This window comes from Streptomyces sp. NBC_00887 (assembly GCF_045207585.1).
On the sequence record NZ_CP108788.1, the window covers coordinates 8,517,838 to 8,531,587 of the forward strand.

Here is a 13,750-nt window from a genome sequence, read left to right on the forward strand (position 1 = left end):
CCCGGCCCTTAGACTCGACTTTTGGCACCTTTGCGTCCTCAGTCGTCGAGCGAGGGGCCGCAGGGTCCGGGGTTTCCCCGGTTCAGCGCAGTATCAGCCAATCGGAAGCACGGGAAGAGATGTCGGCACCGAACAAGTCGTACGACCCAGTCGAGGTCGAGGCACTGAAACCGGAAGAGATCGAGCGCATGCGGGACGAGGCGTTCGCCGCCTTCGCCGCTGCCGGCGACCTCGACGCGCTCGCCCAGGCGAAGACCGCGCACACCGGTGGCACCTCGCCCCTGTCGCTCGCCAACCGCGAGATCGGCGCCCTGCCGCCGCAGGCCAAGGCCGAGGCCGGCAAGCGCGTGGGCCAGGCCCGCGGCGCCGTCTCCAAGGCCCTCGCCGCCCGCCAGACGGAGCTGGAGGCCGAGCGTGACGCCCGTGTGCTCGTCGAGGAGGCCGTGGACGTCACACTGCCCTACGACCGCACCCCGGCCGGTGCGCGCCACCCCCTCACGACCATCATGGAGCGCGTCGCCGACGTCTTCGTCGCCATGGGCTACGAGATCGCGGAAGGCCCCGAGGTCGAGGCGGAGTGGTTCAACTTCGACGCCCTGAACTTCGTGCCCGACCACCCGGCCCGGCAGATGCAGGACACGTTCTTCGTGCAGGGCGCCGACGGTGCCAGGAACGACGAGTCCGGTGTCGTGCTGCGCACGCACACCTCGCCCGTCCAGGCCCGCTCGCTGCTCAGTCGCAAGCCCCCTGTCTACGTGGTCTGCCCCGGCAGGGTCTACCGCACCGACGAGCTCGACGCGACGCACACCCCGGTCTTCCACCAGATCGAGCTGCTCGCCGTCGACGAGGGCCTCACCATGGCCGACCTCAAGGGCACCCTCGACCACATGGTCCAGGCGCTCTTCGGCCCGGACATGAAGACCCGGCTGCGGCCGAACTTCTTCCCGTTCACCGAGCCGTCCGCCGAGATGGACATGGTCTGCTACGTCTGCCGCGGCGAGTCCGTCGGCAACCCGGACCGCCCCTGCCGCACCTGCGGCAGCGAGGGCTGGATCGAGCTCGGCGGCTGCGGCATGGTCAACCCGAAGGTGCTCGTCGCCTGCGGTGTCGACCCCCAGAAGTACAGCGGATTCGCCTTCGGGTTCGGCATCGAGCGGATGCTGATGTTCCGCCACAACGTCGAAGACATGCGAGACATGGTCGAGGGTGACGTCCGGTTCACCCGGCCGTTCGGGATGGAGATCTGATGCGCGTCCCGCTTTCCTGGCTGCGGGAGTACGTCGACCTGCCGGCGACCGAGACCGGCCGTGACGTACAGGCCAAGCTCGTCGCGGTGGGCCTCGAGGTAGAGACCGTCGAACAGATCGGCGCGGGCCTCAAGGGCCCCCTCGTCGTCGGTCAGGTACTGACCATCGAGGAGCTGGAGGGCTTCAAGAAGCCCATCCGCTTCTGCACCGTGGACGTCGGCACCGCCAACGGCACCGGCGAACCGCAGGAGATCGTCTGCGGCGCCCGCAACTTCGCCGTCGGCGACAAGGTCGTCGTGGTCCTCCCGGGCGCCGTCCTGCCCGGTGACTTCGCGATCGCCGCGCGCAAGACCTACGGCAAGACCTCGCACGGCATGATCTGCTCGACCGACGAACTCGGCATGGGCGACGACGGCACGCACGGCATCATCGTGCTGCCCCCCGAGCACGAGGCCGGCACCGACGCGATCGAGCTCCTCGAGCTCATCGACGAGGTCCTCGACATCGCCGTCACCCCCGACCGGGGCTACTGCCTGTCGATGCGCGGCGTCGCCCGCGAGACCGCGATCGCGTACGGTCTGCCGCTGCGCGACCCGGCGCTGCTGGACGTGCCCGCCCCGAACGCGTACGGCTACCCGGTGAAGGTCGCCGACCCGATCGGCTGCTCCCGCTTCACCGCGCGCACCGTGGTCGGTCTGCAGCCCGAGGCACGCTCCCCGATCTGGATGCAGCGCAGGCTCCAGAAGGCCGGGATGCGCCCGATCTCGCTCGCGGTCGACATCACCAACTACGTGATGCTCGAGCTCGGCCAGCCGCTGCACGCCTACGACCGGACCCGCATCCAGGGAGCGATCGGGGTGCGCCGCGCCCAGCAGGGCGAGAAGCTCACCACGCTCGACGGCACGGTGCGCGTCCTGGACGCCCAGGACCTGGTCATCACCGACGACCGCGGGCCGATCGGTCTCGCGGGTGTCATGGGCGGTGCCGACACGGAGATCGCCGACGTGCAGGCCGAGGAGGCCGGCACCACCGAGGTCGTCATCGAGGCCGCGCACTTCGACGCGATCTCCATCGCACGGACCGCGCGCCGCCACAAGCTGGCCTCGGAGGCGTCCAAGCGCTTCGAGCGCGGCGTCGACCCGCAGGCCGCCGCCGCTGCCGCGCAGCGCACCGTCGACCTGCTGGTCCTCCTCGCCGGCGGCACCGCGGAGTCGGGCGTCACCGAGATCAGCGCCCCGTCCGCCCCCCGCACCATCGCCATGCCGGCCGATCACCCCGACAGGGTGGCCGGTGTCGCCTACGGCCGCGAGATCGTCGTACGCCGCCTCCAGCAGGTCGGCTGCGACGTCTACGGTCAGGACGAGCTGATCGTCACGGTGCCGTCCTGGCGCCCCGACCTCGCCGCGCCGAACGACCTGGCCGAAGAGGTCATCCGGCTCGAGGGCTACGAGAACCTCCCGTCCACGCTGCCGACGCCGCCGTCCGGCCGGGGGCTCACCGACCGCCAGCGGCTCCACCGGCGCATCGGCCGGGCACTCGCGGGCGCCGGTTACGTCGAGGCGCTCAGCTACCCGTTCATCGGCGACGCCGCCCTCGACCAGCTCGGCCTGGACGAGGACGACGCCCGCCGCCGCACGGTCACGCTCGTCAACCCGCTGTCCGACGAGGAGCCCGCGCTGCGCACGACGCTGCTGCCGGGTCTGCTCGGAGCACTGCGGCGCAACGACGGGCGAGGCAGCCACGACCTCGCGCTCTTCGAGACCGGTCTGGTCTTCCGGCCGTCCGGCGAGGAGACGAAGGCCGTGCGGCTGCCCGTCGACCGCCGTCCCACCGACGAGGAGATCGCCGGTCTCGACGCGGCGCTCCCGCGCCAGCCGCGCCGCGCCGCCGTCGTCCTCGCGGGCGCCCGCGAGCAGGCCGGCTGGTGGGGCAGGGGCCGTCCCGCCGACTGGGCGGACTCCGTCGAGGCGGCACGCACGATCGCCCGTGAGGCGGGCGTCGAGCTGACCGTCCGCGGCGATCAGCACGCCCCGTGGCACCCCGGCCGGTGCGCCGCACTGTACGTCACGGTGAACGGCGAGGAGACCCTCTTCGGGCACGCGGGCGAACTGCACCCGCGCGTCATCAAGGAGCTCCACCTGCCGGAGCGGGCCTGCGCCATGGAGGTCGAGCTCGACGTCCTGGAGCAGGCCGTCGACGGTGCGCTCCAGGCGCCGCGGATCTCCACCTTCCCGGTGGCGACCCAGGACGTGGCGCTCGTCGTCGGGCAGGACGTGTCCGCCGACGCGGTCGAGAAGGCGCTGCGCGAAGGCGCCGGCGAACTCCTCGAGTCGCTGCGGCTGTTCGACGTCTTCACCGGCGACCAGATCGGCGAGGGTAAGAAGTCCCTGGCGTACGCGCTGCGTTTCCGCGCCACCGACCGCACGCTCACCGTCGACGAGGCCTCCGCGGCCCGCGACACCGCGGTCGCCCTGGCCGCCGAGCGCACGGGCGCGGTGCTGCGCGGCGCGTAGCACCCGGCGCGACCGGTCCTTGCCGACGAGGGCTCGCGCAGGGTTCGCGCACAGTTCGCGCACAGTGAGGAGGGGCGTATCCGGCCATCGGATACGCCCCTTCTTCTGTCTCGCCGGGCGCGTGGACCGCACGCGGGCCCCGGACGGCGCCGGGGGAACCCCGGTCCGGCCGGACCCGCAGCCACCCTCCTGTCATCGGGGCAGTAGGTCGTGCGATCCGGCGCCGTCCGCCCTGCCACGGAGTGTCGGGCAGGTCGGCAGAACGGACGGCGCGGGTGCGGGTCGTCGAACTTTACGAGGGGGAGCCGACGACCCGGCCGCCTCTTGCGAGGCACTCATTCAAGCGACCGGTGCCCCGGCGCGGCAGAGCGCACAGCAGGATGGTTCGGGCATTCCGTTCACACCCCGTGTGAATCGTGCTCCACTAGGGTCATTGCGACGCGCACATGGGGGGGCAATGGAGCCCAACGTCCTGCTCGAATCCCTGATCGACGAGGCGGGTGTGTCCCGCGCAGGGCTCGCCGGCCATGTCAATCAGGCAGGCCGCGCCCGCGGCCTGTGCCTGAAGTACGAACACACTGCGGTCTCCCGCTGGCTCAAGGGCCAACGCCCGCGCGGTCAGGTGCCGGACCTGATCTGCGAGGTCCTGGGCAGCCGACTGGACAGGCCCGTCACGCTCGACGACATCGGCATGGGTACCTCAGGGGTGTACACGGTCGCGCACGGTTCGACCCTCCCGGGATTCGTCGAGCACGCGACCGCCCTGTGGCGCTCCGACGAGCAACAGCGCCCCAATCTCGTGACGGCTCCCGCCGTCACGGGTACGACGGCCGTGATGCCCGTCTGGGAGTGGGAGAACCCGCCCGAGGACGCCGATGTGTCCCGCCCCGGGCCGTCCCGCGTGAGCATGGCCGACATAGCGATGCTGCGTGCGGCCCGCGCCCACTACGAACAGATGTACCGAAAGGCGGGTGGCATCGCGACCAGGGCACGGGTCGTGGGCTTCCTCAACGCCGAGACCGCGCCGCTCCTGCGCAGCGGGTACAGCGACGCGACGGGCCGTCAACTGCACCGTGCGACGGGTGGGCTGGTGGCCGTCGCGGGGATCTGTGCCTACGACTCGGACGCCCATGGGCTCGCGCAGCGCTACTTCCACCAGGCACTGCGACTCGCCAAGGCCAGCGGGGACCGGGGGCTCGGCGGCTACGTGATCGCGCTGCTGGTCAACCAGTCGCTGTTCCTGGCCGACTACCGCCGGTCCGTCGCGTTCGCCGAGGCCGCACTGCGGGCGGCGGGCTCCCACATCACCCCGGCCCTGGCAGCCGATCTGTACGCGATGCAGGCCAAGGCCTACGCGCAGCTCGGCGACCACCGGAGCGCCCTGGAGTGCATCCGCCGCGCAGAGTCCCAGGACGGCCGTATCCACCCGGGCCACGAACCGGACGAGACGGGATACGTGCAGCCCGGACTCGTCAACGTCCAGGTGGCGGAGGCGCTGCTCAGGCTCGGGGATCTCCCCGGCGCCAGGGAGCACGCCGCGGCGGCCGTACGCTCCCCGGCGCACGACCGCGGCACCGTGCACAGGCTGGCGATGCTCACCCATCTCGAACTGCTCCAGGGCGAGCCGGACAAGGCGGCCCGCACCGCCTCGGAAATGGCGGAACGCGCCCGGGGCATGGAGTCGCGGCGACTGCGTGACCGGCTGCGCTCCGTGCGGGAACACCTGGCCGCGAGCGGCTCCGCCGACGCCGACGCTGCGGCCGGCCTCATCGACGGGGCGCTGCGCGTGCCTCTGTGAGCTCCGCCCGAGGTGCCGCCGTACGTTCCCTTGCGGGGCTGACCCTGCTCCGATGTTGCCATCGACCAGTCGGAAGGTGGCAAAACTGTGCAGTGGATGAACTTAGGCGAACAGACTGTTTATGAGAATCGCTGGTTCCGGGTCAATCTGGCAGATGTCGTTCTGCCTGACGGCCGGCATCTCGAGCACTTCCTCATCCGGCTGCGGCCGGTGGCCGCGGCGACCGTCGTGAACGAGGCGAACGAGGTGCTCCTGCTGTGGCGGCACCGGTTCATCACCGACAGCTGGGGCTGGGAGCTCGCTGCGGGTGTCGTCGAGGACGGCGAGGACATCGCGGCCGGGGCAGCCCGGGAGATGGAGGAGGAGACCGGCTGGCGCCCGGGCGAACTGCGCCCACTGATGACGGTGGAGCCGGCCAACGGCCTCATCGACGCCCGGCACCACCTCTTCTGGACGCGGGAGGCGACGTACACCGGCCCCCCGGCGGACGGCTTCGAGTCCTCGCGCCGTGAGTGGATACCGCTCAAGCTCGTGCCCGACATGATCGCGCGCGGCGAGATCCCGGCGGCCAACATGGCGGCCGGCCTGCTGATGCTGCATCACATGCAGCTGGGCTGAGCGCATACGGACATGCGAAGGGCCGGCCGGGGATGTCCCGGCCGGCCCTTCGCGTACACGTGCGGCGCCTGGCGCGTGGTCGCGGCGCCGCGGGAATTCAGCCGTACGGGTAGAAGCCCGAGCCCGTCTTGCGGCCGAGGCGGCCCGCGTCCACCATCCGCTGGAGCAGCGGGGGAGCGGCGTACAGCGGCTCCTTGTACTCGGCGTACATCGAGTCGGCGACCGAGGCCACGGTGTCCAGCCCGATCAGGTCGGCGAGCTTGAGAGGACCCATCGGGTGGGCGCAGCCCATCTCCATGCCGTTGTCGATGTCCTCGCGGCTGGCGATGCCCGACTCGAACATCCGGATCGCCGAGAGCAGATACGGGATCAGCAGGGCGTTGACGACGAAACCGGAACGGTCCTGGGCGCGGATCGCGTGCTTCTCGAGCACGTTCTGCACGACGGCTTCGGCGCGCTTTATCGTCTCGTCCGACGTTGTCAGAGCGGGGATCAGCTCGACGAGCTTCTGCACCGGGGCCGGGTTGAAGAAGTGGATGCCGATGACCTGGTCCGGCCGGGACGTCGCCACGGCGAGCTTCACCAGCGGGATGGAGGAGGTGTTCGAGGCGAGGATCGCGTCCGGCCGGGTCACCACCTGGTCGAGCACCTGGAAGATCTCGGTCTTGACCTGCTCGTTCTCCACGACGGCCTCGATGACGAGATCGCGGTCCGCGAACTCACCGAGATCGGTGGTGAAGCTGAGGCGGCCGAGTGTCTCGTCGCGCTCCTCCGCAGTGATCTTGCCGCGTTCGGCGGCCTTCGAGAGGGAGTTGTGCAGCCGGGTACGCCCTATCTCCAGGGCCTCGCCGGTGGTCTCGGCCACCATGACATCGAGGCCGCTGCGGGCGCACACCTCCGCGATGCCTGCGCCCATCTGGCCACAGCCCACCACTCCGACGCGTGCAATGTCGGCCATAGAGTCCGTCACCTCGTGCCTTTCGCTGATCTTCGTGCGGCAGTTCCCGTCTGATTCCGGTGCCCGCCTCGACCCCACGACGTTACTCCGCGATCCGGCCGAGGTGACCTGCGGGTCGGGAGGTCTTGGGGCGGGCATGATCTGCGTCACCGGCCATGATCCGGAGTGAGACCGGAGCGGTACAGGGGACAGACGAGTGAAAGGTGTGATCAATGCGGCATATGGGCCGGAGATCCTTCGCGATGGGCGCGGCCGGGATGGTGGCCGCCCTGATGACGGCGGGCGACGCGGTCGCCGGGCCCCGGCCGGGCTCCGCACGGAGGCGCCGCGGGGCGGCCCCGGGTGAACTGCGGGGTGTGTGGATCGCGACGGTGGCCAATCTGGACTGGCCCTCTGCCCCCGGCCTGACCGCCGCGGCCCAGCAGGCGGAGCTGGCCGCCCATCTGGACCGGGCGGTCGAGCTGCGGCTGAACGCGGTGTTCCTCCAGGTGCGGCCGACCGCGGACGCCCTGTGGCCCTCGCCGTACGAGCCGTGGGCGCGGTGCCTGACCGGGGTGCAGGGCCGGGACCCGGGCTGGGACCCGCTGGGGACCGCGGTGCGCGAGGCGCACGCCCGCGGTCTGGAGCTGCACGCATGGTTCAACCCGTACCGGGTCGCGAACCACACGGACCCTTCACGGCTCGTCGCCACCCACCCGGCCAGACTTCATCCGGACTGGGTACTGCCCTACGGCGGGAAGCTCTACTACAACCCGGGGCTCCCCGAGGTGAGGACGTTCGTTCAGGACGCGATGCTCGACGCGGTCAGCCGCTACGACATCGACGGGGTCCACTGGGACGACTACTTCTACCCCTACCCGGTGGCGGGCCAGGCCTTCGCCGACGACGCGGCGTACGAGGAGTACGGCGCGGACTTCCCGGACAAGGCCGCCTGGCGCCGGGACAACACCGACCGGCTCGTCAGCGGGACGGCCGAACGGATCAAGGAGCTCAAGCCGGCCGTCCGCTTCGGGATCAGCCCCTTCGGGGTGTGGCGCAACGCCGCGACCGATCCACTGGGCTCGGACACCAGGGCCGGTGTGCAGACGTACGACGACCTGCACGCCGACACCCGCAAGTGGGTGAAGGAGGGCTGGATCGACTACATCTGCCCGCAGATCTACTGGAACATCGGCTTCGCCGCCGCCGACTACGCGAAGCTGCTGCCCTGGTGGGCCGAGACGGTCCGGGGCACGGGAGTCGGTCTCTATGCGGGAGAGGCGCTCCACAAGGCCGGTGATCCCGCCCAGCCCGCCGCCTGGCAGGACCCGGCGGAACTCTCCCGCCACCTCGACCTCGCCGCCACGCACCCGGAGGTGGGCGGCCACGTCTTCTTCTCCGCGCGGCACCTGAAGGCCGACAGGATCGGGGCCATGGCCCGTGTGGTCGCCGACCACTACCAGGTGCGGACCCGCACGCCGCGCTGACCGGGGACGCGTGTGCCGGGGACGCGTGTGCCGGGGACCCGCACGGTCCCCGGCTGCACGCGCGCGGCCCGGTTACCGGTCCCGGTCCTCGGGGGCGGTGTGCTGGACGACGCTGTCGGGGCCGGGGGACATGATCGACTCATGCCCGTCCTTGAAGCGCAGGCGGAACGGGGGACTGCCCCCGTCGCCGAGCACTTCGATGATGTCTGCGACACGGTCGTGCTGTCCCACGGTCCTGCCGTGCATCAGCAGCCGGTCGCCCGCATGTGCCTCCATCGGGAGTGACCTCCTCACGGGTGGCGATCCATGTCGACAAGTCTATGACCGGACGCGGGCGCCGCCTCTCGTACGGGCCGTCCCGCGGGCTCCAGGGCGTCCTGCGGGCCTGCCCGCGCGCTGGGTGACGGCGATGCACACCAGCACGGCCACCGCCGCCACCGGAGCGGCTGCGGGCACCTCCTCGCCGAGGGCGAAGAACGACCAGACCAGGGTGAGCAACGGCTGCGCCAGCTGGAGCTGGCTCGCCCGCGCGACCCCGATCTCCGCCATGCCGCGGTACCAGACGTACAGGCCGAGGAAGGTCGACCCCGCCGCGACCCAGACCAGACCGATCACCCCGTGCGCGGTGATTCGCACCGGCTCGAAGGGCAGCGCCACGGCCGCGCCCACGATGGCGAGCGGCAGGCAGAGGAGCAGAGCCCAGCCGACGACCTGCCAGCCCGGCATGACGCCGGCGAGCCTGCCGCCCTCCGTGTATCCGGCCGCGCAGACCAGCAGTGCGCCGAACAGGTACAGATCGCCGCGGGAGAGGACCCCGCCGCTCTGCTGGACCGTGAAGGCGATCACCACGGCGGCGCCGGTGAGCGCGGCGATCCAGAAGGCGCGGGGCGGCCGGGAGCCGGTGCGCAGCGACGCGAAGAGCGCGGTCGTCAGTGGCAGCAGCCCCACCACCACGGCCGCGTGCGAAGTCGTGGAGGTCTGCAGGGCGAGCGTCGTCAGCAGGGGGAACCCGACCACGACCCCGCCCGCGACGACCGCGAGGCCGCCCCAGTGGCGGCGGTCCGGCAACGGGACGCGGCCCGCGAGCAGGAAGCTGCCGACGATCAGCGCGGCGAGCACGCTGCGCAGCGCGACCAGGGACCAGGGGCCGAAGCTCTCCAGCCCCCACGCGGTGGACGGAAAGGTCAGTGAGAAGGCGAGGACGCCGAGTCCGGCGAGCAGGACGCCGCCACGGCCCGTGTGCCGGCCGACCGCTATCGTGGTGGGCGCAATAGCGCTATCCTGTGCTGTCATGCATGAGCGTAGCAGTGTGGCCGAGCTGGTGAGTTCCCTGCGCGAGGAACTCAACCGCTACTCACCCGGTGGAAAGCTCCCATCGAGCCGAGCTCTCGTCGAGCGCTTCCGGGTGAGTCCCGTGACCGTCTCCCGGGCCGTCGCGCAGCTCGCCGCCGAAGGCCTGGTCGTCACCCGGCCCGGCTCGGGAGCCTTCCGGGCCGAGGACCGCACCGACGTTCCCGCACCGGGTGACACGTCCTGGCAGGAGGTCTCGCTCAGCGGCGACAGCGGACCGGAGGTCGTACCGCGCACCGTCGACGCCTCCGGAGTGCTGGTCACGCTCGCCGCGCCGCGGCCCGGAGTCATCGAGTTCAACGGCGGTTACCTCCACACCTCGCTCCAGCCCGAGCGAGCCATGTCCGACGCGCTGGCCCGGGCCGGCCGCCGCCCCGGAGCGTGGGGGAGACCGCCCACCGACGGCCTGAGCGAGCTCCGCGCCTGGTTCGCCCGCGAGATCGGCGGCACGCTCACCGGCGCCGACGTCCTGATCACCGCGGGCGGCCAGAGCGCGCTGGCCACCGCACTGCGGGCCCTCGCGCCGCCCGGGGCCCCCGTTCTCGTCGAATCCCCCACCTATCCCGGCATGCTGGCCGCCGCCCGTGCCACCGGGCTGAGGCCGGTGCCCGTGCCGGTGGACACCGACGGCGTACGCCCCGACCTGCTCGCCGCCGCTTTCCGCGCCACCGGGGCGCGGCTCTTCGTCTGCCAGCCGCTCTTCCAGAACCCGACCGGCGCGGTACTCGGACCGGACCGGCGTGCGCAGATCGTACGGACCGCCCGGGAGGCGGGCGCCTTCGTCGTCGAGGACGACTTCGCCCGCCGCCTCGCCCACGCGGACTCCGGCCCGCTGCCCGAACCTCTGGTCGCACACGACCGGGACGGTGTCGTCGTCCACGTCCGCTCCCTCACCAAGGTCACCTCGCCGAGCCTGCGCGTCGGCGCGCTGGCGGCCCGCGGTCCTGTCCTGGAGCGCCTGCGGGCCATCCAGGTCGTCGACAGCTTCTTCGTGCCCCGCCCGCTCCAGGAGGCCGCACTCGAACTCGTCGGCTCACCGGCCTGGGGGCGTCATCTGCGTGCGGTGGCCGCCGAGCTCGGCAGCCGCCGCACCGCGATCACCGCCGCGGTCCGGAGCCGGCTGCCCGAACTCGCGCTGCCCCACGTGCCGTCGGGCGGAGGCAGCCTCTGGCTCAGGCTCCCCGGGCCGGGGGCCGAGGAGCCCGCCCTGGTCTCCGCCGCCCTGCGGGCCGGCGTCGCCGTCGCCCCCGGCCGCCCGTACCACTGCGCCGAGCCCCCGGCCGGTCACATCCGGCTGAGCTTCGCCGCGGTCGCCGGCCCCGTGGAGATCGCCGAGGGCGTACGGAGACTGCGCACAGCGTGCGACGAGCTGTTCGACCGCCAGGGCCCGACGGATAGCCTGCGCGCATGACCGACACAGACGCCTCAGCAGCCACCGCCTCCTCTGCCGACGCCTCCTCCGCAGGTGCCTGCGGGCAGCGGTACGAGATCTCCAGCGACCCCTCCCGGCTGGACCCCGCCCGCATTCACCAATGGCTCTCCACGGACGCCTACTGGGCCCTGGGCCGCAGTCGTGAGCAGCAGGACCGTGCGCTGGCCGGATCCCTCAACTTCGGCGCGTACGACGTCGCCTCGGGCGAACAGGTCGCCCTCGCCCGGGTGGTGACCGACCACGCCTCGTTCGCCTGGATCTGCGACGTGTACGTCGACCGGGCGGCCCGCGGCAACGGAATCGGCACCCGGCTCGTCACCGAGATCCGGGACCGGCTGGCGCCGACGGGCGTGCGCAGGTTCCTCCTCGCCACGGACGACGCGCACGGGGTCTACGCGAAGGTCGGCTTCATGCCGCTCGAAGCACCGGGAAAGTGGATGTGCCTCCAGGTGGGCTGACCGGAAGCGCTTGTGTCCGCCGGACGCCGCCCTCTTGACCGGCGCGGCGTTCGGCTCCACGATCGCGCCCATGAGTGTTCGTGTCTCCCTGGTCGCAGCAGCGCGCAGCTCCGCCCTGCTCGCCGAGCGTTTCGACGACGACCGGCCGCTCGACCACACGGGCTGGCACGAGGTGCAGCTCGCCGCACACGCCCTGGTGTCGCTCGGCGCGGCCGAGCTGCGCTACTGCTCGCCCACACCGCGCAGCCGCGCCACCGGCGACGCCCTCGGCTTCGCGCCCATGGCCCAGCCCGCGCTCCGCGACTGCGACATGGGCCGCTGGCGCGGCCTGACCCTCGCGGACGTGGCCGCCCGGGAGCCCGCGTCCGTCGACGCCTGGCTCGCCGACCCGCGATCCGCCCCGCACGGCGGCGAACCGCTGCTCGCCTTCATCTCCCGGATAGGCGGCTGGCTCGACACCCGTCCGGCGTGCGACGGTTTCATCGTCGCCGTCGCCGAACCCGCCGTCGTCCGGGCCGCCCTCGTCTACGCGCTCAAAGCTCCGCCGTCGACGTACTGGAACGTCGACGTCCGCCCGCTCTCCACCCTCACGCTCACCGGGATGCCCGGCCGCTGGAGCCTGAGCCTCGAAGCGCTTCGGCGCTGACGGCTCCCCTCGATCGGAGGAACCCGGAGTTCGGCTTCTTCCCGCCAGTCCGACCAGTCGGTACGGTGAGGGCTCCCGAGACGAGGAGTGATCCGTGCCGCACTTCCATGGCCACTGCGACGACCGGTTCGCGGCGGTGCGCGACGCGTTCGCGGCGAATTTCGAGCAGCGTGACGAACTGGGCGCGGCCGTCACCGTCCTCGTCGACGGTTCCCCGGCGGTAGACCTCTGGGGTGGCTGGGCGGACAAGGACCGGACCCGTCCGTGGGAGCGGGACACCGTGGTCAACGTGTGGTCCACGACGAAGGGCCCGACCGCGCTCTGCGCCCACATCCTCGTCGACCGCGGCCTCCTCGACCTGGACGCTCCCGTAGCCACGTACTGGCCCGAATTCGCCGCCGCCGGCAAGGAGTCCGTGCCCGTACGCCATCTGCTCTCGCACCGGTCGGGCGTCGCGGGCCTGCGGGATCCGCACACCCTGGCCGAGCTGTACGACTGGGAGCTGACGACGGCCCGCCTCGCCGCGACCGAACCGTGGTGGGAGCCGGGCACCCGCTCCGGATATCACGCCATCTCGTACGGATTCCTCATCGGCGAGGTCGTCCGCCGGATCACCGGCCTGCTGCCCGGGGAGTTCCTGCGGCAGGAGATCACGGGCCCGCTGGACATCGACTTCACCATCGGTTTCCCGGAGGAGGACGCCCACCGGGTCGCCGAGCTCGTCCAGCCGAAGACCGTCTCGCGTGAACAGGCCGCGCTCTTCGCCCGGATGGAGCCGGTGGCCATCGCCTCACTGCTCAACCCCGGTACGGGCACGGCCGCCGCCAACACCCCCGAGTGGCGGGCCGCCGAGATCCCCGCCGCGAACGGCCACGGAACGGCCCGCGCGGTCGCCGCGCTCTACGGCATCCTCGCCGGACGGGGCAGCGTCGACGGCCGTCGGATCCTCTCCGAGAAGGCCGCGGAAAGGGTCCGTGAGGGGCAGGGCAGCTGCCGGGACCTGGTCCTCGGCGCGGGCTTCGCCCACGACACCGAGCTGGGCCTCGGCCTCTGGCTGAGCGGCGAGAACGCCTCCTACGGTCCCAACCCGCGTGCCGTCGGGCACGACGGGGCGGGCGGTTCCTGCGGATTCGCCGACCCGGAGGCCGGCATCTCGCTCGGCTACGTCATGAACCGCATGGGCGCGAACATCGCCGACGACCCACGCAAGATGGCGCTGATCGACGCGGTGTACGCGTCCCTCTGACCGGGCGGACGGGGCGGA

12 protein-coding genes are annotated in these 13,750 nt (G+C 71.9%); 9 read left to right on the forward strand and 3 right to left on the reverse strand.

Annotated elements, in window-relative coordinates; translation table 11 throughout:
* Positions 1–119 precede the first annotated feature (119 nt).
* From pheS to OG844_RS38900, 4 genes are all read left to right on the forward strand, one after another.
* Positions 120–1,247 (forward strand): phenylalanine--tRNA ligase subunit alpha, encoded by a 1,128-nt coding sequence (gene pheS, locus OG844_RS38885; RefSeq protein ID WP_351172822.1) that lies wholly within the window; start codon positions 120–122, stop codon positions 1,245–1,247.
* On the forward strand, positions 1,247–3,760 hold the full coding sequence (gene pheT, locus OG844_RS38890) for a phenylalanine--tRNA ligase subunit beta (protein ID WP_406388772.1): 2,514 nt from the start codon (positions 1,247–1,249) through the stop codon (positions 3,758–3,760). Before pheS ends, pheT begins: the two co-directional genes overlap by 1 nt.
* Before the next feature lie 457 nt (positions 3,761–4,217).
* Positions 4,218–5,558 (forward strand): transcriptional regulator, encoded by a 1,341-nt coding sequence (locus tag OG844_RS38895; RefSeq protein ID WP_406388770.1) that lies wholly within the window; start codon positions 4,218–4,220, stop codon positions 5,556–5,558.
* An 87-nt stretch (positions 5,559–5,645) separates the two neighbouring features.
* Positions 5,646–6,176 carry an NUDIX hydrolase gene (locus OG844_RS38900; protein ID WP_351172831.1) on the forward strand — a complete coding sequence of 177 codons (531 nt, stop codon included), beginning with the start codon at positions 5,646–5,648 and terminating at the stop codon, positions 6,174–6,176.
* 97 nt (positions 6,177–6,273) lie between these two features.
* Here OG844_RS38900 and OG844_RS38905 read toward each other — a convergent pair whose 3' ends face one another.
* Positions 6,274–7,134, reverse strand: a complete 861-nt coding sequence (locus OG844_RS38905; protein WP_351172834.1) for a 3-hydroxybutyryl-CoA dehydrogenase — start codon at positions 7,132–7,134, stop codon at positions 6,274–6,276.
* A gap of 221 nt (positions 7,135–7,355) precedes the next feature.
* Here OG844_RS38905 and OG844_RS38910 point away from each other — a divergent pair, with 221 nt between their 5' ends.
* Positions 7,356–8,600: a glycoside hydrolase family 10 protein gene (locus tag OG844_RS38910; protein WP_406388768.1), complete on the forward strand. Its 1,245-nt coding sequence runs from the start codon at positions 7,356–7,358 to the stop codon at positions 8,598–8,600.
* Between the two features lie 72 nt (positions 8,601–8,672).
* Here OG844_RS38910 and OG844_RS38915 read toward each other — a convergent pair whose 3' ends face one another.
* Together OG844_RS38915 and OG844_RS38920 are read right to left on the reverse strand one after the other, a co-directional pair.
* On the reverse strand, positions 8,673–8,876 hold the full coding sequence (locus OG844_RS38915; protein ID WP_351170625.1) for a DUF1918 domain-containing protein: 204 nt from the start codon (positions 8,874–8,876) through the stop codon (positions 8,673–8,675).
* 42 nt (positions 8,877–8,918) lie between these two features.
* Positions 8,919–9,893, reverse strand: a complete 975-nt coding sequence (locus OG844_RS38920; RefSeq protein WP_406388766.1) for a DMT family transporter — start codon at positions 9,891–9,893, stop codon at positions 8,919–8,921.
* Here OG844_RS38920 and OG844_RS38925 point away from each other — a divergent pair.
* The 4 genes from OG844_RS38925 to OG844_RS38940 all read left to right on the forward strand — a co-directional run bounded on the left by OG844_RS38925 (position 9,892) and on the right by OG844_RS38940 (position 13,732).
* Positions 9,892–11,361: a PLP-dependent aminotransferase family protein gene (locus tag OG844_RS38925; protein WP_406388764.1), complete on the forward strand. Its 1,470-nt coding sequence runs from the start codon at positions 9,892–9,894 to the stop codon at positions 11,359–11,361. The genes OG844_RS38920 and OG844_RS38925 overlap by 2 nt on opposite strands.
* On the forward strand, positions 11,358–11,840 hold the full coding sequence (locus OG844_RS38930) for a GNAT family N-acetyltransferase (RefSeq protein WP_406388762.1): 483 nt from the start codon (positions 11,358–11,360) through the stop codon (positions 11,838–11,840). Before OG844_RS38925 ends, OG844_RS38930 begins: the two co-directional genes overlap by 4 nt.
* A gap of 70 nt (positions 11,841–11,910) precedes the next feature.
* Complete coding sequence (locus tag OG844_RS38935) at positions 11,911–12,486, forward strand: histidine phosphatase family protein (protein ID WP_406388760.1); 576 nt, start codon at positions 11,911–11,913, stop codon at positions 12,484–12,486.
* A 94-nt stretch (positions 12,487–12,580) separates the two neighbouring features.
* Complete coding sequence (locus tag OG844_RS38940; RefSeq protein WP_406388759.1) at positions 12,581–13,732, forward strand: serine hydrolase domain-containing protein; 1,152 nt, start codon at positions 12,581–12,583, stop codon at positions 13,730–13,732.
* Positions 13,733–13,750 lie beyond the last annotated feature (18 nt).